This is a genomic window from Micromonospora sp. NPDC005215 (genome assembly GCF_040607915.1).
Classification (GTDB): domain Bacteria; phylum Actinomycetota; class Actinomycetes; order Mycobacteriales; family Micromonosporaceae; genus Micromonospora.
Genome location: NZ_JBEXHQ010000031.1, coordinates 44,401 through 67,987 on the forward strand (window position 1 = coordinate 44,401; position 23,587 = coordinate 67,987).

18 protein-coding genes and 1 pseudogene are annotated in these 23,587 nt (G+C 71.0%); 11 read left to right on the top strand and 8 right to left on the bottom strand.

The features are described from left to right. The first annotated feature begins 54 nt into the window (after positions 1 to 54). The 6 genes from ABZU25_RS22495 to ABZU25_RS22520 all read left to right on the top strand — a co-directional run bounded on the left by ABZU25_RS22495 (position 55) and on the right by ABZU25_RS22520 (position 7,042). Positions 55 to 888, top strand: coding sequence for an ABC transporter ATP-binding protein (locus tag ABZU25_RS22495; protein WP_355031322.1), 834 nt, complete (start codon positions 55 to 57; stop codon positions 886 to 888). A gap of 32 nt (positions 889 to 920) precedes the next feature. Then, the gene (locus tag ABZU25_RS22500; RefSeq protein WP_355031323.1) at positions 921 to 1,904 is read left to right on the top strand and encodes an iron-siderophore ABC transporter substrate-binding protein; all 984 of its coding nucleotides are present in this window, start codon (positions 921 to 923) and stop codon (positions 1,902 to 1,904) included. Positions 1,905 to 1,906: 2 nt separating this feature from the next. Further along, positions 1,907 to 4,012, top strand: a complete 2,106-nt coding sequence (locus ABZU25_RS22505; RefSeq protein ID WP_355031324.1) for an iron ABC transporter permease — start codon at positions 1,907 to 1,909, stop codon at positions 4,010 to 4,012. Positions 4,013 to 4,039: 27 nt separating this feature from the next. Then, entirely contained in the window at positions 4,040 to 4,945 is a 906-nt protein-coding gene (locus ABZU25_RS22510) for a siderophore-interacting protein (protein WP_355031325.1), read from the top strand. Between the two features lie 129 nt (positions 4,946 to 5,074). Beyond that, positions 5,075 to 6,535, top strand: coding sequence for an SDR family NAD(P)-dependent oxidoreductase (locus tag ABZU25_RS22515; protein WP_355031326.1), 1,461 nt, complete (start codon positions 5,075 to 5,077; stop codon positions 6,533 to 6,535). A 30-nt stretch (positions 6,536 to 6,565) separates the two neighbouring features. Further along, a complete protein-coding gene (locus ABZU25_RS22520) occupies positions 6,566 to 7,042 on the top strand; it encodes a heme-degrading domain-containing protein (protein WP_355031327.1) in 477 nt (158 codons plus the stop codon). On the opposite strand, the gene ABZU25_RS22525 is transcribed toward ABZU25_RS22520, so the two are convergent. Continuing rightward, positions 7,043 to 8,419, bottom strand: a complete 1,377-nt coding sequence (locus ABZU25_RS22525) for an FAD-dependent oxidoreductase (RefSeq protein WP_355031328.1) — start codon at positions 8,417 to 8,419, stop codon at positions 7,043 to 7,045. It abuts the gene before it with no gap. Positions 8,420 to 8,599: 180 nt separating this feature from the next. On the opposite strand from ABZU25_RS22525, the gene ABZU25_RS22530 reads away from it, so the two are divergent. Next, positions 8,600 to 9,976 carry a serine hydrolase domain-containing protein gene (locus ABZU25_RS22530; protein ID WP_355031329.1) on the top strand — a complete coding sequence of 459 codons (1,377 nt, stop codon included), beginning with the start codon at positions 8,600 to 8,602 and terminating at the stop codon, positions 9,974 to 9,976. Positions 9,977 to 10,073: 97 nt separating this feature from the next. Beyond that, the gene (locus tag ABZU25_RS22535; RefSeq protein ID WP_355031330.1) at positions 10,074 to 11,402 is read left to right on the top strand and encodes an alpha/beta hydrolase; all 1,329 of its coding nucleotides are present in this window, start codon (positions 10,074 to 10,076) and stop codon (positions 11,400 to 11,402) included. Between the two features lie 27 nt (positions 11,403 to 11,429). Here the strand turns inward: ABZU25_RS22535 and ABZU25_RS22540 are convergent, their stop codons facing one another. Further along, complete coding sequence (locus tag ABZU25_RS22540) at positions 11,430 to 12,656, bottom strand: MFS transporter (RefSeq protein ID WP_355031331.1); 1,227 nt, start codon at positions 12,654 to 12,656, stop codon at positions 11,430 to 11,432. A 41-nt stretch (positions 12,657 to 12,697) separates the two neighbouring features. Between ABZU25_RS22540 and ABZU25_RS22545 the strand changes: the two genes are divergently transcribed. After that, positions 12,698 to 13,792, top strand: a complete 1,095-nt coding sequence (locus tag ABZU25_RS22545) for an ROK family protein (RefSeq protein ID WP_355031332.1) — start codon at positions 12,698 to 12,700, stop codon at positions 13,790 to 13,792. A gap of 31 nt (positions 13,793 to 13,823) precedes the next feature. Here the strand turns inward: ABZU25_RS22545 and ABZU25_RS22550 are convergent, their stop codons facing one another. After that, the gene (locus tag ABZU25_RS22550; protein WP_355031333.1) at positions 13,824 to 14,336 is read right to left on the bottom strand and encodes an SRPBCC family protein; all 513 of its coding nucleotides are present in this window, start codon (positions 14,334 to 14,336) and stop codon (positions 13,824 to 13,826) included. A gap of 394 nt (positions 14,337 to 14,730) precedes the next feature. Here ABZU25_RS22550 and ABZU25_RS22555 point away from each other — a divergent pair, with 394 nt between their 5' ends. Further along, positions 14,731 to 15,213 carry a GNAT family N-acetyltransferase gene (locus ABZU25_RS22555; protein ID WP_355031334.1) on the top strand — a complete coding sequence of 161 codons (483 nt, stop codon included), beginning with the start codon at positions 14,731 to 14,733 and terminating at the stop codon, positions 15,211 to 15,213. 106 nt (positions 15,214 to 15,319) lie between these two features. Here the strand turns inward: ABZU25_RS22555 and ABZU25_RS22560 are convergent. Together ABZU25_RS22560 and ABZU25_RS22565 are read right to left on the bottom strand one after the other, a co-directional pair. Continuing rightward, a pseudogene (locus ABZU25_RS22560) lies at positions 15,320 to 15,484 on the bottom strand (nucleotidyltransferase domain-containing protein); the annotation flags it as partial. A 165-nt stretch (positions 15,485 to 15,649) separates the two neighbouring features. Further along, positions 15,650 to 16,033, bottom strand: coding sequence for a MerR family transcriptional regulator (locus ABZU25_RS22565; RefSeq protein ID WP_355031335.1), 384 nt, complete (start codon positions 16,031 to 16,033; stop codon positions 15,650 to 15,652). Between the two features lie 113 nt (positions 16,034 to 16,146). On the opposite strand from ABZU25_RS22565, the gene ABZU25_RS22570 reads away from it, so the two are divergent. Next, positions 16,147 to 16,854, top strand: a complete 708-nt coding sequence (locus ABZU25_RS22570; RefSeq protein WP_355031336.1) for an SDR family oxidoreductase — start codon at positions 16,147 to 16,149, stop codon at positions 16,852 to 16,854. A gap of 225 nt (positions 16,855 to 17,079) precedes the next feature. Here the strand turns inward: ABZU25_RS22570 and ABZU25_RS22575 are convergent, their stop codons facing one another. From ABZU25_RS22575 to ABZU25_RS22585, 3 genes are read right to left on the bottom strand one after another with little or no spacing between them, the layout of a single operon-like run. Beyond that, positions 17,080 to 18,057, bottom strand: coding sequence for a hypothetical protein (locus ABZU25_RS22575; RefSeq protein ID WP_355031337.1), 978 nt, complete (start codon positions 18,055 to 18,057; stop codon positions 17,080 to 17,082). Positions 18,058 to 18,089: 32 nt separating this feature from the next. After that, positions 18,090 to 19,619 carry a plastocyanin/azurin family copper-binding protein gene (locus ABZU25_RS22580; protein ID WP_355031338.1) on the bottom strand — a complete coding sequence of 510 codons (1,530 nt, stop codon included), beginning with the start codon at positions 19,617 to 19,619 and terminating at the stop codon, positions 18,090 to 18,092. A gap of 8 nt (positions 19,620 to 19,627) precedes the next feature. After that, entirely contained in the window at positions 19,628 to 23,581 is a 3,954-nt protein-coding gene (locus tag ABZU25_RS22585; protein ID WP_355031339.1) for a ThuA domain-containing protein, read from the bottom strand. Between the last annotated feature and the right edge of the window lie 6 nt (positions 23,582 to 23,587).

The following is a 23,587-nucleotide window of genomic DNA, read 5'->3' on the forward strand; positions in this document are numbered from 1 at the left end:
GACGGCGCTGAGCCGGCTTGACAGGCCGCCATTTGGTTAGGTTAGCCTAACCTCATGCAGAACGAGTTGGCGTCGGTCAACGGGGAGCAGAGCCTGTCCGGCGTCGATCTCCGTCTGGGCTACCACGGTGTGCCGGTGGTGCACGGTGCCGTGATCGCCCTTCGCTCGGGCGCCGTGACCGCGCTCGTCGGACCCAATGGCAGCGGCAAGTCCACCCTGCTGCGGGCGCTGGCTCGGCTGCACCCCATCGAGGCCGGGCTGGTTCACCTCGCCGACGGCGTCGAAGCCGCCCGCCTCCCGTCCAGGGACTTCGCCCGTCGGGTCACCCTGCTCGCCCAGAGCAGGCCGGTGCCCAGCGGGGTCACCGTCCATGACGTCGTGGGGTACGGCCGCCACCCCTACCGGGGGCGCTGGCGCGCGGAGGACCCGCACGGTCCCGCCGCGATCGCCCGCGCCATGGACGTCACAGGCGTCGCGACGATGGCCAATCGCCCCGTCGACGAACTCTCCGGAGGCGAGTTGCAGCGCGTGTGGCTGGCCACCTGCCTGGCCCAGGACACCCCGGTGCTGCTTCTCGACGAGCCCACCACGTTCCTCGACCTGCGCTACCAGGTGGAGATCCTCGACCTGGTCCGGGACCTCGCGAACGATCACGACGTCGCCGTCGGCGTCGTGCTGCACGACCTCAACCAGGCAGCCGCCGTGGCGGACGAGGTCGTCCTGTTGCACCAGGGCCGGGTCCGCGCCACCGGCACCCCGGCCGCGGTCTTCACCGAGGACGCCCTCACCGAGACCTACGGGATCCGCATCGAGGTGACCACCGATCCGGTCAGCGGACTGGTCACCACCCGCCCCGTCGGGCGGCACCCGATCCGCGCCCTGGTCTGAACACCCCTCATCCTCAGCAGAGAAAGACCGTCATGACCCGTACCCGTTTCACCGCCCTCATCGCCGTCGTGGCCGCGCTGACGCTCGGCGCCTGCGGCACCACCGAGAACGCCGCGGCCCCGGCGACCACCGCCTCGGCGGCCGGCGGCCCGGTCACCCTCACCGACAGCCGGGGCAAGGAGGTCACCCTCAAGGCCCCGGCGACCAAGGTCGTGGGGCTGGAGTGGGGCGAGGTCGAGATGCTTGTCAGCCTCGGCGTCATGCCCGTTGGCGTCGCCGACCCGAAGGGATACGGCACCTGGGTCACCGCCGCGAAGCTCGACCCGAGTGTCAAGGACGTCGGCACTCGCGGCGAGCCCAGCGTCGACTCGATCGTCGCCCTCCAACCCGACCTCGTCGTGATGGAGGACGACCGGGGCGCCACCCTGGTCAGTCAGCTGGAGAAGTACGTCCCCGTCGTGGTCGCCAAGGGCAGTGACGCCACCGACAACCTCGGCCGGATGCGCGCGGACCTCACCATGATCGCGAAGGCCGTCGGCAGGACCACCGCGGCGGAGAAGCTGCTCGCCGACTTCGACGCGGCCATCGCCGACGGCAGGAAGAAGATCGCCGACGCGGGGGCCGCCGGCCGGCCGTTCGCCATCGCCGACGGCTGGAAGGAGGGCAGCACCGTCAGCATCCGGATGTTCGGCAAGGGCGCGCTCGTCTCCCAGATCGGCATCCAGCTCGGTCTCACCAACGCCTGGACCGGCAAGACCGACGAGGTGTGGGGCCTCGGCCAGACCGACGTCGAGGGCATGACGGTCCTCAAGGATCCGAACCTGCACCTCTTCTACAGCGCCTCCGACGGCGACGACGTCTTCGCCGACGGTCTCGCCCGCAACGCCATCTGGAAGGCGCTGCCCTTCGTCCGGCAGGGCAACCTGCACAAGATGCCCAACGGCATCTGGACCTTCGGCGGACCGCTGTCCGGCAAGCAGTACATCGACGAACTCGTCAAGACGTACGCGGTGTGAGCGTGCTGAGCGCACCCCCACGCCCGGAGCCGGCCACCATCCGGCCGGCTCCGGGCGGACGCCCGGCCGCGCCCCGCGTCGCCGTTGTCTTCGGCGCCGCGACAGTGCTGCTGCTCGTGGTCGGCGCGGTCCACCTCACCCAGGGCACCTCCCACGTCGGCGCCCTGGACCTGCTGCGGCTCGCGACCGGCGCCGACGACGAGGCGGCCCGCGTCCTGATCGCCGCCCGGCTGCCCCGACTGCTCGCGGGGCTGGCCATCGGCGTCGCGCTCGGGTTCGCCGGAGCCGCGTTGCAGTCGATCGCCCGCAATCCACTCGCCTCGCCCGACACCCTCGCCGTCAACGCGGGCGCCCACCTGGCGATCGTCTCGGTGGCCGCGTTCGGCGTCTCGCTGCCCGCGCTGCCCGCCGGCGGCCTCGCCTTCTGCGGAGGGTTGGCCGCCGCCGGCCTGGTGATGGCGATGTCCTCCGGTGGGCAGGCCGGCACCACCCGGCTCATCCTCGCCGGATCGGCGACCGCCCTGGCGCTCGGGTCGGTGACCACCCTGCTGCTGCTCCTGTTCGAGCAGGCCACCATCGGCCTGTTCGCCTGGGGGAACGGCTCGCTGGTGCAGAGCGACCTGACCGCGCTGACCCAACTGGCCCCGGTGATCGTCGGCGCCATCGTCGTACTGCTCCTGCTGGGGCACCGGCTCGACATCCTCGCCCTCGGCGATGACACCGCCACCGTGCTCGGCCTCGACGTGCGGCGTACCCGGCTCACCGTCATGGTGCTGGCCGTGCTGCTGTCCGCCGCGGCCGTCACCCTCACCGGCCCGGTCGGTTTCGTCGGCCTGTGCGCCCCGGTGATCGTCCGGCTGCTCGCCCCCGTGGCGCCGGGGGTGCACCGGCACCGCATCCTGCTGCCGTTGTCCGGCATCGTCGGCGTCATCATCGTGCTCGGCTCCGACGTGCTGCTGCGCGCGGTGCTGGGTGGTCAGGCCGGCGTCGACATCCCCACGGGCGTGGTCACCACCCTGTTCGGCGCGGCGATCCTCATCTGGCTGGCCCGCCGGCACCGCGACGCGGGCCCCACCCGTCGCCCGCCCGGCGGGCACGCGGCCATCCGCTCCGCCGCGTTCCACCGCGGCGTCGTCGCCGTCACCGCCGTGGTGACCGTCTGCGCCGTGGCGGTCGGCATGCTGGCCGGCGACACCTGGGTGCTGCTGGGCGACGTCGTCAACTGGGTGAACGGCAGCACCGGGCCCGCGTACACCTTCGTGCTGGACCAGCGGTGGCCGCGCGTCGCCGCGGCGGTCCTGGCCGGCGCGGCGCTCGCGGTCGCCGGCACCACAGTGCAGGCGGTCTGCCGCAATCCGCTGGCCGAACCGGGCATCCTCGGCATCACCGCCGGCGCCGGGCTCGGGGCCGTCTCCCTGCTCACCTTCGTGCCGCTGGCCGGGGTGTGGGCCGTCTCCGGCGTCGCCGGGCTCGGCGCGATGCTGGCCTTCGCCCTGGTCTACGGCCTGGCCTGGCGCGGCGGGCTGAGTTCCGACCGGCTGGTGCTGATCGGCTTCGGCGCCTGGCAGGGCGGGATGGCGGTCATCACGTACCTGGTCGTCGCCTTCGACCCGTGGAACACCGGCAAGGCGTTGACCTGGCTGTCCGGCTCCACCTACGGCCGCACGCCCGCCCAGGTGCTGCCGGTGCTGATCGCCCTGCTGATGCTCACCCCGGCCGTGGTCGCCGCCCGTCGCGAACTCGACCTGCTGGCACTGGACGACGACACCCCCCGGGTGCTGGGCGTCCGGCTGGAACGCACCCGACTGGTCGCGCTCGGCGCCGCGGCGCTGCTCACCTCCACCGCGGTCTCGGCCGTCGGGGTCATCGGCTTCGTCGGTCTGGTCGCCCCGCACGCCGCACGGGCGCTCGTCGGCGGGCGGCACTCCCGGGTGCTTCCGGTGGCCGCCCTGCTCGGCGCGGCGCTGGTCAGCATCGCCGACACCCTCGGACGGACGGTCATCGCTCCGGCCCAGATCCCCGCCGGCCTGGTCACCGCCATGATCGGCGCCCCGTACTTCGTCTGGCTGCTGTGGCGCTCCCGCGCCGTGGCGAACAACCCCCGGTAGATGCCGGCCCGAGCCCGGAGAGGCACCATGACCGAGACCCTGCCCATCGCACCGTGGCGCGTGTTCACCGTCACCGTCCACGCGGTACGCCGACTCAGCCCGTCCTTCACCCGGGTGACCTTCACCGGGGCGGACCTCGACCGGTTCGCCGACAACGGTTACGACCAGCGGATCAAGCTGGCGCTGCCGCTGCCCGGCGAGCGCGGGGTGGATCTTCCGGAGGGGGCGGACTGGTACGCGACGTGGCGAGCCCTGCCCGAGCACCGGCGCCCGCCGATCCGTACCTACACCGTGCGGGCGGTCCGACCGCACCTGGCCGAGGTCGACGTGGACCTGGTGCTGCACGGTGACGGCGGGCCGGCCACGCGCTGGGCTCGCCGGGTGCGCGCCGGTGACGAGATCGCCCTCGTCGGCCCGGACGCCAGCTACGACGGGGACCACGGCGGGGTCGAGTTCCGACCGTCGGCCGGGAGCGCCCTGCTGTTGGCCGGAGACGAGACCGCCGTGCCGGCGATCGCCTGCATCTGCGAGCGACTGCCCCGCGATGCCCGGGGCGTGGTCCTGCTGGAGGTGCCCGACGCCGACGACGTGCTGCCGTTGGCGGCGCCCCCTGGCGTCGAGGTGCGCTGGCTGCCCCGGGGCGTCGGGGCCTGCGGCAGTCGCCTGGTGCCCGCCGTCGCCGTGGCGGCGGGGCAACTGCTGGTCCCCGGCGCGATCGGAGCCACCCAGCCGGTCGCGGACGTGGACGTGGACACGGAGATCCTGTGGGAGGTTCCCGAGAAGGTGGCCGCGGCGCCGCTGTACGCGTGGCTGGCCGGGGAGGCCGGCGTCATCCGACACCTGCGCCGGCACCTGGTGACCGAGCGGGGGCTGGACCGGCGGGCGGTGGCCTTCATGGGTTACTGGCGTCTCGGCCGCGCCGACGCCGCCTGAGGCCCGCCGCCACGGAGGCGAGCTGCGAACGCGGGGTGCAGCGCCCACCACATGGTGCGTACAGTTTCGGGTCGGACGTGGGGCGGGCCGGCTGGATCCGGCATGGGATACGGGACGAGACACAGACGCATGACGGTGGACAACATTCGCGAAAACGGTCAAGAGGGCATTGACCGAAGCCGGCTGGAGGCCTGCCTCAGCGTCTTCGAGGCGTTGGAGGAACTGCCCTCCGACCACCCCGACGTGGTGCGGGTGCAGCGGGCCACCGCCCGGCTCTACAAGGTGATCAAGCAGCGGCGGCGGGAGGAACGGCGGGACGCCATCCTCGCCGCCGACCGCGCCGTGACGGAGGCCACCGCCACCGGCGCCCCGGGGCGGATCGACGACGAGACCCAGGGCATCCCGCTCGCGTCCTCCACCGCGGGCGAGACGGCGGGCTTCCTGCACAACCCTCGCGGCTGCTACGTGTGCAAGCAGCGCTACCACGAGGTGGACGCCTTCTACCACCAGCTCTGCCCATCCTGCGCCGCGCTCAACCGGGAGCGCCGCGACGCCCGTACCGACCTGACCGGCCGGCGCGCGCTACTCACCGGCGGCCGGGCGAAGATCGGCATGTACATCGCGCTGCGGCTGCTCCGCGACGGCGCGCACACGACGGTGACCACCCGGTTCCCGCACGACGCGGTCCGTCGGTTCGCCGCCATGCCCGACAGTGGGGACTGGCTGCACCGTCTGCGCATCGTCGGCATCGACCTGCGCGACCCCGCCCAGGTGATCGCCCTCGCCGACTCGGTAGGCAGCCAGGGGCCCCTGGACATCCTGATCAACAACGCGGCGCAGACCGTCCGCCGCTCCCCCGGGGCGTACGCGCAGCTCATCGCCGCCGAGGCAGCGGCCCTGCCGGACGGCCCGCTGCCGGAGCTGATCACGTTCGCCAAGCCGGACGGCCAGGGCGGCCCGGTGGGCAGCCTGACCGCGGGGCCACAGTCGACGGCGCTCACCCCGCACGCGCTCACCGCGCTGGCACTCACCAGCGGCTCCGCCTCGCCGGAGCGGATCGCCGCGTCCACGGCCATCGACGCCGGGGGTCTCGTGCCCGACCTCGACTCGGTGAACAGCTGGGTCCAGCGGGTGCAGGAGGTGGACCCGGTGGAGCTGCTCGAAGTGCAACTGTGCAACGTCACCGCGCCGTTCGTGCTGGTCAGCCGGCTGCGACCGGCGATGGCGGCCTCGTCGGCCCGCCGCAAGTACGTGGTGAACGTGTCGGCGATGGAGGGCCAGTTCGGCCGCGGCTACAAGGGGCCGGGGCACCCGCACACCAACATGGCGAAGGCCGCGCTGAACATGCTGACCCGCACCAGCGCACAGGAGATGCTGACCGACGGCATCCTGATGACCAGCGTCGACACCGGCTGGATCACCGACGAACGCCCCCACCCGACGAAGATGCGGCTGGCGGACGAGGGCTTCCACGCCCCGTTGGACCTGGTGGACGGTGCGGCCCGGGTGTACGACCCGATCGTCCGCGGCGAGTTGGGCGAGGACCTGTACGGCTGTTTCCTGAAGGACTACGCGCCCTGCGCATGGTGATCATTCGGTACGACGAGGAGAAGAAGAGTCATGTCAGCTGATCGTGAACCGTGGCCGACGCTGGACGAGCTGCTGCGCGAGGAGATTGAGCTGGAGCTCGCGGGCCTGTCCGAGACCGACGCGTACGAGCTGGGGCAACTCGCCGTCGCCGCCGCCCGGGAACAGCGGTTGCCGGTCTCGGTGGGGGTGTGGCGGGCCGGTCGTCAGCTGTTCCACTGTGGCCTGCCGGGATCGACGGCGGACAACGACGGGTGGTTGCGCCGCAAGGGGCGGGTGGTGATGCGGTTCGAGCACTCGTCGCTCTACATGGCCCGGTTGTGCCAGGACAAGCAGGTGACGCTGACCGAGAGGTACGGTCTGCCGGCCTCCCGCTACGCGGCGGCCGGCGGTGCGGTGCCGCTGCGCGTACGCGGCACCGGCGTGGTGGGCTGGGTCGGCGTGTCCGGGCTTCCGCAGCTGGACGACCACCGTTTCGTCGTCGACGTCCTGCGCAAGCTGCCCCGCTAGTCAGCGTGCGCGCTGGTTGGCCCGCAGGGCGCCGAGGAGCACGCCGGGCCTGGCCAGCGTGAGTGGGTGTTGCCGCATGGAGACGACCTCGTTGAACCGTCGCGCGATCGCCACGTCGGTGACGGTCGCGGCGATGATCTGCTGGCTGGCCCAGCTGGTGATCCGGTGTCCGCGCGGGTAGGGCCCGTCGACGTGGGGCAGCGCCAGGTCGGCCGAGGTCGACGTCGACCACGCGGCGTCGACCACGATCTTCTGCAACGCGAGGTACTCGCGTGCGGGGGCGGTCAGATCCGGGCCGCCGCGCAGGTACGTCGACAGGCAGGCCGCGTGCAGGGCCGCCGCCGTCATTCCCTGCCCGTACACCGGGTTGAACGACGCGACGGCGTCGCCCACGCTGACGAGCCCGGCCGGGAACCGCCGCAGCGCGTGGAAGTCCCGCCGTCGGCTGTCGGCGTGGTGGTAGGTCTCGACGTCGCCGAGCATCTCCTGGTTGGCGACGTCGCCGAACTCGGGTGGAAACTGCTCCCGTAGGCGGCGGACGAAATCCTGCGCCGTGCGGCCGGGACGGTTGTCCCCGTAGCCTGCCATCATGGCCATCCACCGGCCGTCCTCGATGGCGAAGAACGCGGCGCCGGCCACGTCGGAGGCCATCTTCGGGGTGTTCAGCGCCAGGGCGACAGTCGAGGCCGCGGCCGTGTCCGGGCGGCGGAACAGGGCCGTCGCGTAGTTCAGGTGCACTGTCATCCGCCGGGTGACCGGCCGGTCCCAGCCGGCCTGCTCCAGCCAGGACGACAGTTTGCTCGACCGTCCCATGGCGTCCACCACGAGGTCACCGCTCTCCATGCCGGGCACCCCTGCGACGTCGCAGCGCACACCGGTGACCACTGTGCCGTCGAACACGAGACCCGTGGCACGGGCGGTGACCGTCTTGACGTTGGGCAGTCGCAGCACCTGTTGGCGGATCAGCCCCTCCAGGAGCGGCCGGCTGCCGGCCAGGCTGTCGGCGTCGTCGGGGACGACGACCCGCAGGCGCCCGTCGAGGTAGTTGCGCCGGGCCGCGGGCGGCGCCTCGACCGCGCCGCGCGCCAGGGCCTCCTCGCGGAACCCCGGGAACAGCCGCTCGAACTGGAGGAAGCCGCCGGGCAGCAGCGCGTGCAGCTGCGTTCCCTGGGGTACGCCGGGACGCGCGCCGGTCACCTGCGGGTCGTCCCGGTCGATGATGACGACGCTGTCGGCGTAGTCGGACAGCACGCGAGCTGCCAGCAGGCCGGCGACACTGCCGCCGACCACGACTGCCGTGCCCAGCACCGGGGACGGCTGATCGGGGGGCCGCACCGCGTTCAGCTCGGCGAAGATCCGGGCGCGGGAGAGGGACATCGTGCTCTCCAAGGGGTATGGAAGGTCGGTCGGCGTGACGCCCGCAGATCGTCGCACAACCACCCGCACAGTGACCCTACGTGTCCGCAAGGTGACCATCTGTTGCCCGACGGGTGGGCGCGGACGACGCTCGGGCGGGTTGGTTGGCGCGCGTCGATGTCAACTGTCACGATTCCCGGCATGCCCGTTGCGCGTCGTACTCTGCTCGGGGCCGGTCTGGCCGTCGCGACCTCCGCCCTCGCCGGCTGCGGTGACGACGGCGCGCCGAGGTCCGGTCCCGGCGACGCGGTGACCGCGACCGACGCCGCCGGAAACCGGGTGGGCTTCGGCTCGGCCGGTGACAGCACGACCCCGTCCGGCTCGCCGAGCGCCACCGCGGCACCGAGCGGTGGTGGCGTGCCAGCCGGCCAGGCCCGGTACGCGCAGGACGTGACAGCACTGCTCCGCAAGCACCTCCCCGCCACCCCGCAGACGGTTGCGCACAAGGGCTTCCCCGGTGCTGTCGCCGTCGTCCTCGTCGACGGCAGGACGACGGTGCACACCGCGGTCGGGGAGGCGCTGCGCTACGGGGCGGGCCCGAAACTCCTCACCGCGAGCCAGCGCGTCGCGATGCGCCCCGACTCCATCTTCGACCTGGCCTCGGTGACGAAGGTCTACACGGCCATCCTGCTGCTCCAGCAGGTCGACAAGGGTCGCGTCGACCTGGGCGCCCCGGTCCGCGACTACCTGCCGGCCTTCACCGGAGCCGGCAAGGAACGCGTCACCGTCGAGATGCTGCTCACCCACACCAGCGGTCTCCCCGTCGGCGCCAAGGTCACCGGCCGCAGCGACAGTGCGGCCCGCTGGAACGCCGTGCTCAGCACCGGACTGGTCTCCGGCGCCGTGCCCGGGGACACGTTCCGCTATTCCAGCGTCGGGCTCATGGTCGCCGGCAGGATCGTCGAGAAGGTCACCGGCCAGCCGCTCGACCAGGCGCTCAAGAGCAACCTCACCGGCCCGCTGGGCCTGCGTGACACCGGCTTCAATCCCCGCACCTGGTTGTCGGGCACCGCGAAGGCCAGCCGGCTCGTCGCCACCGACGCCCGGTCGTCCCGGGGCCTGCTCCGCGGCACCGTCCACGACGATGTCGCCAACCACCTCGGCGGCATCGCCGGCCACGCCGGCATCTTCGCGACCGCCACCGATCTCGCGGCCATCGGTCAGCTGCTCCTGAACGGGGGCACCCACCAGGGCAGGCGAATCCTCGCCGCGGCGACAGTGCGCCGGATGCTCACCAACCACAACGCCGGGAAACCCGCCGTCGACCCGGAGCGGCCCAACCGGACCGCCGCCCACGGTCTCGGAGTCGTCCTCAACCAGAGCTGGTTCATGGGCCGGCTCGCCTCGGCCCGGACCTTCGGCCACACCGGTTTCGCCGGCCCGTCGTTCCTTGTCGACCCCGACCGCAAACTCGTCCTCGCCCTGCTCACCAACCGCGCGCACCCCAACTGGAGCTGGGCGAATCCCGATCCGGTCCGGGCCGCCGTCGGCGACCTGCTCGCCAAAGAGGTCAGCTGACCGAACGCCGGCCGGAAGGTGTGGACCACCGAACCCCACAGTGACACGATACTTGCGCTAGCAGTGCAAATACTTCGTCTCGCACGGTGGAGGATCGATGCACACGTCTCGCCGGAGATTGCTCTCCACGGTGGCCGGGGTCGCGCTCGCCGCCAGCCTGTCCGCCGCCCCCGGTGCACATGCCGCCGAGGCCGCGGCCTCGCCGGCGTACCGTCCGGTGGTCTTCGTGCACGGCAGCGCGGGATCCGCCGCGCAGTTCCAGTCCCAGGCCAAACGTCTCACCAGCAACGGCTACCCGATCGACATCATCGAGGCCCACGAGTACGACTCGCCGAACATCGCCACGATCCTGCCCCAGGTGTACGCGGGGCTCGACGCACGGATCTCCCGCCTGCTGGCGGCGACCGGCGCGGACCGGGTCGACCTGCTCGCGCACTCCCTGGGCACCTTCGTCATGCAGGGCTATCTCAACAGCTCACCGGCGCGCGCGGCCCGGGTGGCGCACTACGTCAACCTGGACGGACGCACCGCGACGACCCCGCCGGGCGGGGTGCCCACCCTCGCGATCTGGGGTGAGGGCGACCCGGCTCGCGCCATCGTCGGCGCGACGAACGTGCACCTCCCCGACCAGTCGCACACCCAGACCGTGTCGTCGCCGGAGTCGTTCGAGGAGATCTTCCGATTCTTGCGGGGTCGCGCACCCCACACGACGCAGATCGTGCCCCAACTCTTCGGCACCGCCCGGGTGTCCGGCCGCGCGGTGCTCTTCCCGAGCAACGTGGGCGTCACCGACGCGACACTGGAGGTCTACCCGGTCGACCCGTTGACCGGCGGGCGGCTGTCGCAGCGGCCCGCGCACCGGGCGCCGCTGAGCGGCGACGGCGCGTTCGGCCCCTTCCCGGTTCTCGCCACGGCCCGCTACGAGTTCGCGATCGTGCGCGCGGGCGCGGCGACGCACCACTTCTACTTCCAGCCGTTCCGCCGCTCGGACTCGTTCCTGCGCCTGACGACCAGCGTGCCGGGCGAGGGCCTCAGCGGGCTGGTCGACACCAGCGACCGGCACACGGCGCTGACGATCCAGCGCCAGAAGGAGTGGTGGGGTGACCAGGGCGACGCCGGCGACCATCTCTGGATCAACGGCAGGGATGTCCTGAACGCGGCGAACACGCCACGCGTCAAGAGGACGATCGCCATCTTCGCCTTCGACGACGGCAGCGACGGCGTGACCGAACTGACCGCACCGCTGCCGGAGTTCTTCAGCCAGACCTTCATCACCGGCGTGGACCTGTTCATCCCGGCCGCCCCGGCGCACCTCGGCCTCGTCGGGATCACCGTGGGTCAACGCGGCGGCGGTTACGAGGTGGTCAACGTGCCCAACTGGAGGTCGAGCGCCCACCGGGTGACTGTCAACGTCGACGACTTCTGATCGCCTGCCCAGAGCGGTCCGGCCACCTCACCTCGCGACGGTGGCCGGAACCCGCTCCGGCACGTGTCGCCCGACGGTGAAGCTGACCACTCCCAGGGCCAGCCCGAGAACACCCAGGGCGATGCCCACCCGGGCCGGCGCGAGGTAACCGAACCCGGCGGCAATGGCGACGCTGCCCAGGGCCGCACCCAGGCTGTTCGCGATGTTCATGGCCGACTGGTTGACCGCCGCCCCCATCAACTGCGCTCCCGGTGCGACGGTGATCAGACGTGCCTGTAGGACCGGGCCGAGGTAGAGGCTTGTCGCGCCGACCAGGAAAGCGCCCACGAACAGGCCGACCCGGGACGACGCGACGAGACTGAACGCGCCGATGCTCACGATCATCGCGACGAACCCGATGATCATGCTGCGCCGCAGGTCGCGGTCCGCGAACCAGCCGCCCAGGGCATTCCCCACGGTCATGCCGAGACCGACCGCGACCAGTGCCCACGGCACCGTCGCGGCGGAGAACCCGGCCACGTCGGTGGTGACCGGCGCGATGTAGGTGTTCACCGCGAAGAACCCGGCGAACCCGACCGCACCCGTCGCGGCGACGAGCCAGACCTGCGAGGTTCGCAGCGACCGCAACTCGGCGGCCGGCGAGCCGTCGACCGCCGCGGCGACCTCCGGGACGACCGCCAGCACCGCCAGCAGGGTGAGCACGAAGACGCCGGCGATGACCAGGTAGGCGGCGCGCCAGCCGGCCGTCTGCCCGAGCCGCGTGATGAGGGGTACGCCGACCACGTTGCTCACGGTCAGGCCGCTGAGCACGATGGCGAAACCACGTGCCTCGTTACCGGGGCCCATCAGCGTCGCCGCGAGCAGGCCGGCCGCTCCGAAGTACGCGCCGTGCGGCAGCGCCGCCGCGAACCGCGCCACCAGCACCAGGTCGAAGGTGGGGGCGAGCGCGGACGCGACAGTGCCGGCGGCGAAGAGCACGAGCAGTCCGAGGACGAGCTTCTTGCGGGGCAGGCGCGCGCTCAGCGCGGCGATCAGGGGCGCGCCCACGACCACGCCGAGCGCGTACGCGGTGATCATCCAGCCCGCGCGGGCGACCCCTCCCGACGACGACCGGGCGTACTCCTGGGAGAGCAGATCGCGCGCGATGTCGGGCAGCAGGCCCATCGCCACGAACTCGGTCAGGCCGATCGCGACGCCACCCAGTGCCAGGGCGACCAGCGCCGCCACCCGTCGTCCGCTGCTCAACTCGATCACCGAGAAAATTTAGCAACAGCGTTGCGTAATAGGGTGGTGAGATGACTCGCGTCACTGCGGACGTCACCTTCCTCCGCGGCTACAACCAGGCACTGGTCCTGGCCGTGGGGCGTACCGCTCGACGGTTCGAGCGGGCGACAGTGGTCCGGGCCACCGGCCTGACCCCACAGGCGGTTTCCAAGGTCATCGCCCGTCTCAGCGCCGACGGCCTGATCCGTTCCACAGGCGTCCGCCGCCCCGGCGTCGGCAAGCCCGCGATCGTCTACGAACTCGTCCCCGACAGCCGGTACGCGATCGGCGCCCACGTCGCCCGGCGCACGCTGCGCCTGGTCCTTGTCGACCTCGCCGGCACCGTGCGGTACTCGGCGGTCAGCCCGTTGCCCAGCGACTTCACCCCACAGCAACTCCTCGACGCGCTGCGCGCCGGCATCGACACGATGACCAGCAGCACCGACCTACGGGGGCGGCTCACCGGCCTGGGCATCGGCATGATCGGCCCACTGGACCACGCCCACGGGCTGGTTCGCGGTGCCCACGGCCTGCGGCACTGGCACGACGTACCGCTGCGCGAGATCGCCGAGAAACACCTGGGGCTGCCCGTCCACCTCGACAAGGACGTCACCGCCGGGATCACCGCCGAAGCCTGGCGACACGGCGCGACGTTCGGCGACGCGGCGCTCATCATGATCGAGTCCGGGATCGGCGGGGGTTTCTGGCTGGGCGGCGCGGCCCACCGTGGCGCGCACACCAACGCGGGAGAGTTCGGCCACACGGTCGTCGACCTGGACGGCCCCCGCTGCGTCTGCGGCCGGCACGGATGTCTGGAGATCGTGCACCAGCACGCCACCGAGGCCGGCGACCTGGCACGAGCCGCCCGCGTCGTGGCGGTGGGCGTCGTCAACCTGCTCCAGACCCTCGACCTCGCCCACGTGGTGCTGGCGGGCGCGGATCTCCTGCGGCACCCGCAGACCTATCTCGCGGCCGTCACCGAGGCCGTCCAGGCGGACGCGCGACGCGCGCACTGGCTCACCACGCGGGTGACCCTGTCCAGCCTGGGCGCGGACGCCATCGCCGCGGGCGCCGCCATGCAGGTCCTCGACAGGCACTACGGCATCCCGGAGCTTGCCCCGAACTGAGGGCCGACCGCTCCCCCGGGGCGACGGAGCATCACACGGCTGCCGGTGGCGACAACGCCATCTTCTGCCAGTTGCGGAACACGAAGCGGTGTACCGACTTCAGCCCGACCCAGAGCGCCGGCTCCAGCGCGGCGCGACCCCACCCTCGGACCGTCACCGTCGTGGTCCGGATGACCCGGGTGCCGCCGCTCACCGGCGCCAACTCGAACAGGTCTCCGAGGTGGTCGACGAAACGGTGGAAGTGGAGGTCCGTCGACTCCATGTGGAACGCCAGTCGGGTCGGCGGCTCCCACAGCGTGATCCGCTGCCGCACCACGCCCTGCTCCGAGACGCACTGCCGGGTGGCGCCGACCTCGCCGGGGCCGTCGGGCAGGCGGCACGACGTTGGTCGGGGCGTGCCCAGGTAGAACACCGGGCACCGCGGCTGTAGCTCAAGGCGGGAGTCACAAAGCGCCGGCCACAACACGTCGGGCGAGTGGGGCATTGTCCATTCTGTCCGCACGATCACCCAGACACCGTAAACCGCGCGTCGCCGACGGCACATCGGCCGGCTGGCCCACCCGCTTCCGGCGCCACCCAGCCTGCTCCCGCTGCTTCACCCCGGCCGGCCCGTGGGCTTGCGAACCTCTGCGGAGACGGTCTAGACGAGTAATTCCTGACCTGGCTGGGCGGGGGGCGCCACCGACGGCCGGCGGTGACCGTCGGTCCCCTCCGTGGGGACCGATGCGGGAGTGAGCGGTATACCGCTCAGCAGCACATCGACATGGCGGGCAGCCACAGCAGATGGCCAGCGCCCTTCGCCGCGACCCCAACCCCGCCCAGGATGAGGACATATTCGTCTAGCCGCGGGACAGCAGCTCGATCGATACCCGACCCACCGTCGGTTGCAGTGACGGCAGAACGGTCTAGGCACGTCGGGCGCTGGTGGTGATGCGAGGATGGCAACCGTGCTGACCATTGACTCATTGACCGAACTCGACCACGACGAGTGGGAAGGGCTGACCCGGAGCTTCCACGCCCACTGGGCCGGCCGGCCGGGTCGGCCCGCGACTGACGTTGACGACGGCGGCTACAAACGGACGTGGCAGCGTCTGGTCAACGGACAGCAGGTCCGTGGCATCTGTGCACGGCTCGACGGCAAGATGGTTGGCATCGCGCATTACCTGTTCCACGCCAGCGTCTGGGGTGCCGGGAGGTGCTACCTTGCGGAGTTGTTCGTAGACCCGCAGGCACGACGTCGAGGTATCGCCACGGCGATGATCGAGCGGGTGGCCAAGGATGGCGATGAGCATGGTGCCCCGCGCCTGTACTGGAACACCGAGATCGACGCCGACGCCCGCGCGTTGTACGACAAGCTCGCCGTCTACCGGGGCTACATCGTGTACAACTACTCGAGGCCCGCCACTACCGCCGTGACGTAGAACGGATCAAGCAACCGTTACGCAGACGCCTCTGCTCAGCAAGTCCGGGATGCTCGCATAGGCATCATGTGCGTTCCGTCAGAGCGTGACTCGTGCCCGCAGCATCGAGCTGACTACCGGGCAGGTACACCGCCCGCGCATCCAGATCAGAGTGCATGGACGCGAATCCGCACAGATGCGCGCCGCTGACGGTGGCGAACAGCAGCGGACGGGGCAGGGCGCGGGCTGCCACGGCGGCCCGCGGTGGTGGCCGCCGCGTCGGCGAGCTCACCCAGTAGGTCCGCCCCCCAGGAGGGACAAGGGGCAGAATCGGCCGGCTTGGTCTCTCGGCGGTGGCCGACACCGCCGCTGGCATCGCACACCTTTACAACATCGCACTCACGGCCTGAACGCAGCCACTCTCGGAGAGCGACCGACACGGGACACGAGACAACGCTTAGGACGCGAGGGCTTCGGCTTCCGTCCGGGTACAGCCACTCCCCGGGCTCTCGCTGTGGGCGATGACCGCGTCGAGCCGATCTCTCGCCTGCCGGAGCTGGACGATCTGCTGATCGATGCGGGAGCGTTCGGCTCTCAGCAGGGCTCGCGACTCCGGGGTGTTGACGTTCGCGTCGACGCAGGGCAGCAGGTCCAGGATCGTCCGGCTGGTCAGGCCCGCGGCGTACAGCATCTGGATCAGGTGCACCCGGTCGACCGCGCTGTCCGGGTAATGGCGCTGGCCGCCGCTGCTCCGGGCGGCCTTCAGGAGCCCCTGCTCCTCGTAGTAGCGCAGGGATCGCACTGACACCCCGGCCCCCGTGGCCAGTTCACCGATGCGCATGGCAGCTCCCCCGTCGGTGACACCAGTCACACAAACTTGTCTCTCACGTCAACGTCAGGTTTTAGCGTAGCTCGCGTACCGCCCGTCCCTGACCTGCCAGGAGGCAACCAATCATGCGGATCACCGATTCCGTCGCGCTGGTCACCGGCGCCAACCGTGGCATCGGCCGACACTTCGCCGGACAGTTGCTGGAGCGCGGGGCCGCCAAGGTGTACGCCACGGCCCGCGACCCGGAACGGATCGACATCCCCGGGGTCGAGACGCTCCGGTTGGACATCACCGACCCGCGATCCGTCGAGGAGGCGGCGACCATCGCCTCCGATGTCACTCTATTGATCAACAACGCGGGCATCGCCACCTACACGAACCTGGTCACCGGTGACCTGAACAAGATCCGGTCCGAGATGGACACCCACTTCTACGGCACCCTGGGCATGGTGCGGGCGTTCGCGCCGGTGCTCGGCGCCAACGGCGGCGGAGGCATCCTCAACGTCCTGTCGGCGCTGTCCTGGTTCTCCTACGACGGGGCCAACGCCTACGCCGCGGCGAAGGCAGCCGAATGGAGCCTGACCAACGGGGTACGGCTGGAGCTGGCCGGCCAGGGGACTCTCGTGACCGGCCTGCACCTGGGCAGCGCGGACACCGACATGACGGCCGGCTACGACGGCGACAAGATGGACCCCGCCGACGTGGTGCGCGCCGCCCTGGACGGCATCGAGGCCGATCGGATCGAAGTCCTCGCCGACAAGTGGAGCGCGTACGCCAAGGCGTCCCTGGCCAACGACCCGAGCGCCTTCTACACGCCCGGACAAGCCGCGTGACCACTTCTGGTGGCCGGCATCGGCGGCGACATCGACCGCGGCGCCGACGAAACGCGCCCGCTGCCCGATGGCCCGCCGTGTCGAATCGCTGTTGAGCGGTATACCTCAGAGGTATGAATATGACTCTGAGGTATACCGCTCGCTACCGCGTCCGCCGCGAGGGAGGTGACTGACGGTCACCACCGGCCGTGTCCACAGCCCCAGCCACTGTCAGCACCTACTCGTCTAGAGCTTTGCCGCGCCCGCCTCGGTGGCCTCCTGCACCGCCGAGGTACGACGGGTCTCGGCCCGCTGGTCGCCGGCGTCCTCCCGGTCCGGAGCGGCCATCCGGGCGGCCCGGTTGGTGGTCGCCGCCGCCTGGTCACCGGTCACGCCACCGCGGATCCGGTTGTTCGCGGCCACCTGGGCGGCCGGATCGTTGCCCGTCACCGTCAACTGACCGTTGATGATGTTGTCGTCGACGCTGACACCGCCGGTGGTGTTGGTGACGCTGACGTCAGTGCCCCAGTAACCGCCGGAGGCGCAGCTGTCGAGGGCGCCGTTCGGGCCGAGCTGCACTCCACCCAGGTTGCCGGCGAAGGTGGCCTTGCCGCGCACCGCGCTGCCGCACACCACGCTGCCGGTGGCGCTGTTCAGCACCGACAGGGTGCCGTCGACGAACGAGTCGTGCACGTCGGTGTAGTAGGTGCCGGTGCTGCTGAGGTTGCGTTGCACCTGGGTGCCCCGGTCGAGCCGGACCTCACCCGCGCCCGCGTTGACCGTCCCGACGATCGTCGACTCCTCCACGAACAGGAAGCTGTCGATGGTCGCGGTGCCCTTCGGCCGCACCGTCACGTTGCCGCTGCTGGCGTCCTTGAGGAAGACGCCGTACCCGCCTGCGGCCAACACCACCTGACCGTCGATGGTCGTCTCGGTGGCGTCGAGGTAGCCGTCCGCTGCGACGCGTACCTCACCGCTGACCCGGCCACCGGCAACCACCAGGTTGGCGCCGGCCGCGACTGTGACGTTGCCCGTGATCGTGGTGCCGGTCAGGGCGCAGGACTCGCCGGCCGGCACAAGCAAATCGTTGGGCACGGTCACGGCACCGCCGGTGCCGATGCAGTGGGTGACCAGGTCGGCGTGTGCGGTGGGCGCCACCGCCAGCACCGAGGCGGCGACGACGGCGCTCACGGTGGCCAGCTTGGCGACGGTACGTCCGGGCATCGTTGTACTCCCTGTCGATGAGGTTCGAGGACTCATGCGCCGACGTCCGATCGGGCCGCGGCCCGGACGATGGCGCCCTGCTGCCGCCGGTTGAGCGTGCCGCCGGTCACGAGCGCGGCGGTGACCGCTTCGACGTGCCGGACGAAGTCGGCGTGGCCGGGGTAGCCGGCGTGTTCGTCGATCAGATCGTTGATGGTGCAGCCGTCGCCGGTGTCGACGTTTGCCACTCCGGTGTCGTCACCGTCGATGACCACCGTGGCCCGGGTGTCCGATCCGGGGCAGCCGTCGGTGCCGTCGGCCACCACAGTGAACGTTGTGGACTGCTCGGTGGCGGCGTTCCCCGCGGTGTCGGTCGCCCGGTAGCGCAGGGTGTGCGCGCCGACGGTCCGGACGGTGACCGGGCCGGCGTACGCGGTCCAGGCGCCGGTGTCGAGCGCGTACTCGATCGATGCCACACCCGAGCCGTCATCGGTCGCGGTGACGGTGACGGTCGCACCGCCGACGTACGCGCCGTCGTCGTTCTGGTCACCCGCCACCGTGGCGGCGACAGTGGGTGGGGTGGTGTCCTCGGCCGGTGGCTCCACGACGGTGAAGTGGGCCATCTGCTCGGCCGACGTGTTCCCGGCGACGTCGGTCGCCCGGTAGTGCAGCATGTGCATGCCCACAGTGGTCACGACGATCGGGTTCGCGTAGGCGGTGAAGGCTCCCCCGTCCAGCGCGTACTCGATGGTGGCGACGCCGGACCCGGTGTCGGTGGCGGTCAGCGTGGCGGTGGCCGTACCGACGTAGTTGCCGTCGCCGTCGCGGTCGCCGGCCAGCGCGGCCGTGACCTCCGGCGCGGTGGTGTCCTCCTCCCCCGGCTCGACGATCCGGAACGACACCGAGCCGACCGCGCTGGTGTTGCCGGCCTGGTCGGTGGCGCGGAACTGCACCGAGTGGTCGCCGATCGCGGTCACCCGCACCGGTTCGCTGTACGGCTGGAAGCTGGTGTCGTCGACCTGGTACTCGATGCTCTGCACGCCCGAGTCGGCGTCGGTCGCGGTCACTGTCACAGTGGCCGCGCCGAGGTAGTTGCCGTCGCCGTCGCGGTCACCCGAGACGGTGGCGTCGACGGTCGGCGCCGTGGTGTCGCCGCCACCTCCGCCGTCGGTGACCACCAGTTCGCCGACCATCTGGCTGTGGCCCGGGATCGAGCAGAAGTAGCGGTACCGACCCGGGGTCAGGGTCACTGTCGCCTGGTGGCGTCCGTCGGTGGCGTCGAACGGGCTGGCCAGGATGTTGATCGTGACGTCGTGGTTGTAACCCTCGCTGCTGGTGTCGAAGGTGAGCGTGTGCGGCATCCCGGTGGTGTTGCCGGTGGCCGCGCTGTTCTCCCAGATGATCGTGGCCGCGCCGGCCACCGCCTGGGCGGGGGCGGACTTGTAGCGGGTGATGTTGTCGTCGGCGGTCCAGGTCAAGACCTGGTCGGCGGCGACGCGCGGGGCTGCGGAGGCGGGCTTCGCGGCCAACGGGATCACCGTGAGCAGGAGCGCCGACAGCGCGGCCGTGAGTCGTCGGGTCATCGTTTCTCCTAGAGTTCCCGCACGCGGATGTTGCGGAACTCGGCCAGGTCGTTGTCACCGTGGTTCTGCAGACCGATGAAGCCGCGGAGGAACTGCCGCAGGTCGGTCGGCGGATCGCCGGCACGGGAGGACTGTTTGCCCGGCGTGTTGTCGAACTCGTTGATCACCACGCCGTTGCGGATCATCGTGTAGTGCTGGCCGACCACGCGGATCTCGTAGTCGTTCCACTCGTTCTTCGGAGTGACGCCGGCCTGGGCGAGCGGCACCGGGTCGAAGTTGTAGACCGAACCGGTCTTCTGCGGCTCACCGGTCTCGCCGTCGTAGATCTGGATCTCGTGTCCGCAGTAGATCGCCATCCAGGCCGCCGAGGTCCGGGCCGACCCGACGGTGCCGCAGCTGTCCGGTGGTCGCTGCTCCAGGGGGGTTCGCAGGTCCGGGAATCGGATGAAGACGCCGGTGTTGGCCCGCCCGGTGCCGGGGGCGATGTCCTTGAACTGGAGCCGCAGCGAGAAGTCGGCGAGCTCCTTGGTGTGCCAGAGCATGCCCAGGCCGCCGCTGGAACGCAGTGCCCCGTCCGGCTGGATGCTGAACGACCCCGCCGGGGCCTGCTGCCAGCCGAGCAGTGACTCGGCGGTGCCGTCGAAGAGGGGCTCGTACCCGGTGTGGCCGTTGCGCCCGATCTCGGACGCGGCGGCCAGCCGGGTCAGGGTGCCGCTCTCGCGGGCGTTGAGCAGACCGTCGTCCTGGAGCGCGCGGGTCACCGCGGTGACGTGGCGGACGAAACTGTTGTGGTCGGCCCAGGTGCTCTCGTCGTCGATCAGGTCGTTGACCGTGCAGCCCTGCCCGACAGTGCGGCTGGGCACGCCGGTGTCCGTGTCGCCGAGCCACACGTTCTGCCGGTCGTCCGGCACCGCGCAGCCCACCGTGACGGTGGTCTGCACCGTCGCCGTCTCACCGTCGGCGTACGTGACTGTCAGTTTCGCGGTGTAGGTGCCGACCTTGGCGTACGTGTGCCGGGGGTTCGCCTCGGTCGACGTGGCGCCGTCGCCGAACTCCCACCGGTGGCTGACGCCGCCGGAGCGCGCGCCGTCGAAGGCGATGGTCAGGGGCTTGTTCTGTACGGCGACGGAGTTCGCCGCCGGTGCCGGGGTGGGCGCGCCACCGGTGTAGGTGATTCGGATGAGCTTCTGGTTGGGGTGCAGGCTGAAGAAGCCGCCTCCGTAGTCCAGCAGGTAGAGCGCGCCGTCCGGGCCGAACTTGGCGTCCATCCAGCTCTGTAGCCGGGTGTCGCCGTTGCCGCTCGGGATGATGGCGCGCAGCGACTCCGCGTAGACCGGCGGGGTCGCCGTCGGCACACCGGCCGGGTCGACAGTGACAGCGACCCGGTTGGCGGCGTTCGACTGGTCGCCGATGAACCACTTCTCGTCCCAGTACGCCGGCCACGCCACGGTGCTGTTCGGGTCGACCCGGTCGCGGTGGTAGGTCGGGCCGGACATGATGGCCTGCCCGCCGCCGCGCAGGTACGGCTGCGTGTAGGTGGCGTCGGCCGCGACGTAGGTTGGCAGGCCGCTGCCGTCGGTGCGCTTCGGGAAGACCGGCCCGCCGCCGTCCGGCGAATACCAGATCATGTTGTCCCGGGCCGCCGGGATGTCCGCCAGCCCGGTGTTGCGCGGGGACTCGTTCTTCAGGTTGTCGCAGTCGTACCAGCCGGTCAGCACTGTCGCGTCGGTGCTGCTGCGGTCCCGGTACGGCTGCCGGTTGCCCATGCAGTAGGGCCAGCCCTGGTTACCGGCCGAGGTGATGATGGTGGCGGTCTCGTACTTGGCCGGGCCGAGCGTGGGGCTGGGCGACGCGGCGTCCGGACCGACCCAGCCGGCGGTCAGCCACTGGTGCTCCGGGTCGATCTGCAGGCGGGCGATGTTGCGCACGCCCATCACGTAGATCTCCGGGCGGGTCTTCTCGGTGCCGGGCGGGAAGAGGTTGCCCTCCGGGATGGTGTACGTGCCGTCCGACTCCGGGTGAATCCGGATGATCTTACCGGCGAGGTCGTTGGTGTTGCCCGCGGTGCGGCGGGCGTCCTGGAAGGAGGTGCCCTGGTACTCCTGGGTCCAGTTGTTGCCGGAGTAGCCCTGCGATCCCTCGGAGGAGTTGTTGTCGCCCGAGCCGACGTAGAGGTTGCCCTTGGCGTCGAACGCCATGCCGCCGCCGGCGTGGCAGCAACTGTGGATCTGCACCGGGAACTTCAGCAGGTCCTTGCGGGTGGCCTGGTCGATGCTCTGCGCCTGACGGTCGTAGGTGAAACGCGAGACGGTGCGCTGCCCGACCCGCTGCACCCGGTCGATCGACTCGTGCGGCATCCAGTAGACGTAGAGCCAGCCGTTCTCGGCGAAGGCGGGGTCGGGCACGATGCCGAGCAGGCCCTCCTCGTTCTTCACCAACTCGGAGCCGCTGCCCCGGTTGCCCATCACCTCCAGGGTGGTGAGCAGCTTCACCTGCTTGGTCCGCGGGTCCCAGGAGTGGATGGTGCCGCAGCCCAGGCCGACCTTCGGGTCGTTCCAGTCCTCGATCGGGCCACTCGGACAGGCCGCCTTGCCGACGTAGAAGACAGTGCCGTCCGGCGCGATGGTCAGCCCGTGCGGCTCGCCCATCTGGTCCAGCTGCCCGGTCTGGTTGGCCGCGGTGAGCCGCTCCACCTTGTAGTTCGCGGCGATCGTGGCCTGGCAGTCGCCGCGTACGCGACCGGTGGTCCAGTTGAGCGCCCCGGCGAGGTGCGCGCGGAACGCCTCCTCACCGTAGCTACCCTCGGTGTGGCCCATGCCGGTGTAGAACGAGCGGCCACCCTCGTAGTCCCGGCACCAGGACACCGGGTGGAAGGCGCCGTTGGCGGCCGGCCCCGGGTTGTAGTGCCGCTCCTCGACCTGGGCGAGCGTGTGCACGCTGCCGAGCGGGTTCGGATCCCAGTTCTCCCAGCGGTCGGAGCGGGTGATGGTCAGCGGCAGCGACGCCGTGGCCGGATGTTTCCGGTCCAGGATGTCGACCACCGCGCGGTTCACCGCGGGCGGCTCGGGAGTGGTGGTGTTGCCGGTGAACAGGCGCAGGTCGGCGAGCTGGACCAGCGGTTCGCCGCTGTTCGCGGTGATGTTCAGCCGGTAGCGGGTGAACTCCTGCGGCGTGGCGATGTCGAACCGGCGGGTCTGGTACCGGTCCGGGAAGCTCTGGCCGGTGCGCCGGTCCAGATCGGACCAGTTCTGCCCGTCGTTGGAACCCTGCAGGGTCCAGTCCTTCGGGTCCCGGCCGGCGGAGTCGTTCGCCGACGTGAGCGCGTACCCGGTGATCCGCTTGGGTGCGGCCAGTTGGTAGGCCACCCACGCGGTCGGGGTGCGAACCAGCCACTTGGTGTTGGCGTCGCCGTCGGTCAGCTTCTCCTTGGTCTCGTTCGGCGGGTTCTCGCCGCTGGCGGTCACCCCGGCCACCGGCTCTGCCACCGGGATGGCACCCGCCGGGCGGGTGCCGATCAGGCCGGTGAACCAGGCCGAGTCGACCTGGGCGCGGGCGGCGTCGGCGATGCCGACGAAGCCGCCGCCGGCCTTCATGTAGCTCTGCAGCGCCGACTCCTGGTCGCGGTTGAGCGCGGCGCCCGTCGCGGAGAGAAAGACCACGCTGCGGTACGCCGACAGCCCGGCCGTGGTGAACACAGCCGGATCCGTGGTGGCCGTGACATCGATGTCATGAACGGCGCCAAGCTGCTTGATGGTGTCCACCGCGCGCGAAACCGGGTCCTGCTGCTCGGCCACCGGGCCGTGGAACACGAGAACCGCTGTCTGCTGTGGCTGTGCCGCCTGCGGGGCGACTGTCGTTCGTGGCGCGGCGGCCGATCCCGGTGCGGCTGCCGCCGTCGATGCCGGGATCAGTGCCGCGAAGGCCGCTATCGCGGCAAGGACTCGTCGTGATTGTCTGGTCATCCCCGT

Coding starts and splice junctions, on each gene's coding strand:
- ABZU25_RS22495 (WP_355031322.1), top strand. CDS start 55: ATGCAGAACGAGTTGGCGTCGGTCAACGGGGAGCAGAGCCTGTCCGGC.
- ABZU25_RS22500 (WP_355031323.1), top strand. CDS start 921: ATGACCCGTACCCGTTTCACCGCCCTCATCGCCGTCGTGGCCGCGCTG.
- ABZU25_RS22510 (WP_355031325.1), top strand. CDS start 4,040: ATGACCGAGACCCTGCCCATCGCACCGTGGCGCGTGTTCACCGTCACC.
- ABZU25_RS22515 (WP_355031326.1), top strand. CDS start 5,075: ATGACGGTGGACAACATTCGCGAAAACGGTCAAGAGGGCATTGACCGA.
- ABZU25_RS22520 (WP_355031327.1), top strand. CDS start 6,566: ATGTCAGCTGATCGTGAACCGTGGCCGACGCTGGACGAGCTGCTGCGC.
- ABZU25_RS22525 (WP_355031328.1), bottom strand. CDS start 8,419: ATGTCCCTCTCCCGCGCCCGGATCTTCGCCGAGCTGAACGCGGTGCGG.
- ABZU25_RS22530 (WP_355031329.1), top strand. CDS start 8,600: ATGCCCGTTGCGCGTCGTACTCTGCTCGGGGCCGGTCTGGCCGTCGCG.
- ABZU25_RS22535 (WP_355031330.1), top strand. CDS start 10,074: ATGCACACGTCTCGCCGGAGATTGCTCTCCACGGTGGCCGGGGTCGCG.
- ABZU25_RS22545 (WP_355031332.1), top strand. CDS start 12,698: ATGACTCGCGTCACTGCGGACGTCACCTTCCTCCGCGGCTACAACCAG.
- ABZU25_RS22550 (WP_355031333.1), bottom strand. CDS start 14,336: ATGTGCCGTCGGCGACGCGCGGTTTACGGTGTCTGGGTGATCGTGCGG.
- ABZU25_RS22555 (WP_355031334.1), top strand. CDS start 14,731: ATGGCAACCGTGCTGACCATTGACTCATTGACCGAACTCGACCACGAC.
- ABZU25_RS22565 (WP_355031335.1), bottom strand. CDS start 16,033: ATGCGCATCGGTGAACTGGCCACGGGGGCCGGGGTGTCAGTGCGATCC.
- ABZU25_RS22570 (WP_355031336.1), top strand. CDS start 16,147: ATGCGGATCACCGATTCCGTCGCGCTGGTCACCGGCGCCAACCGTGGC.
- ABZU25_RS22575 (WP_355031337.1), bottom strand. CDS start 18,057: ATGCCCGGACGTACCGTCGCCAAGCTGGCCACCGTGAGCGCCGTCGTC.
- ABZU25_RS22580 (WP_355031338.1), bottom strand. CDS start 19,619: ATGACCCGACGACTCACGGCCGCGCTGTCGGCGCTCCTGCTCACGGTG.
- ABZU25_RS22585 (WP_355031339.1), bottom strand. CDS start 23,581: ATGACCAGACAATCACGACGAGTCCTTGCCGCGATAGCGGCCTTCGCG.